This window comes from Caballeronia sordidicola (genome assembly GCF_000729995.1).
Classification (GTDB): Bacteria; Pseudomonadota; Gammaproteobacteria; order Burkholderiales; family Burkholderiaceae; genus Caballeronia; species Caballeronia sordidicola_A.
Genome location: NZ_JNFG01000150.1, coordinates 1 through 586 on the forward strand (window position 1 = coordinate 1; position 586 = coordinate 586).

Annotated in this window: 2 protein-coding genes; both read right to left on the minus strand. The window is 59.2% G+C overall.

What is annotated here, in order from left to right; genetic code table 11:
• Positions 1-344 (minus strand): FAD-dependent oxidoreductase (locus FH08_RS0134145; protein WP_031362652.1); only part of this gene is annotated, 344 nt, incomplete at its 3' end.
• Between the two features lie 3 nt (positions 345-347).
• Positions 348-586 (minus strand): succinate dehydrogenase, hydrophobic membrane anchor protein (gene sdhD / locus FH08_RS0134150; RefSeq protein ID WP_031362653.1); only part of this gene is annotated, 239 nt, incomplete at its 5' end.

Genomic DNA, 586 nt, shown 5'->3' on the forward strand with positions numbered 1-586 from the left:
GCGTTGCGGTCGAACGGCATGCCCATGTGTTCGAGTTCGTAGACAGCGCCAGGCGCTTCACGGCACATGAATTCGATCGCATCCTGGTCGCCGAGCCAGTCGGAGCCCTTGATGGTGTCGTAGAAGTGATAATGCCAGTTGTCTTCGCTCATGTTGCCGAGCGACGCGCCAATACCGCCTTGCGCTGCGACGGTATGCGAACGCGTGGGGAACACTTTGGACAACACCGCGACCGACAGACCCGCACGAGCGAGTTGCAGCGACGCGCGCATGCCCGAACCACCTGCACCCACGATCACGACGTCGAAACGGCGACGCGGCAGGGACGTTTTAATTGCAGCCATTCTTTACACTCTCCAGAGAATCTGTGCCGCGTAGCCGATACAGCCGACCAGCCAGAGGATCGTCGCCACTTGCAGGAACAGGCGCAAGCCGACCGGCTTCACGTAGTCCATCCAGATGTCCCGGATACCAACCCACGCGTGATAAAAAAGCGAGAGCAAGGCGACAAAGGTGGCGAGCTTCATCCATTGCATGGCGAAAATGGAGGCCCAGCCGTCATACGAAAAATCACGCGCGCCGAAGA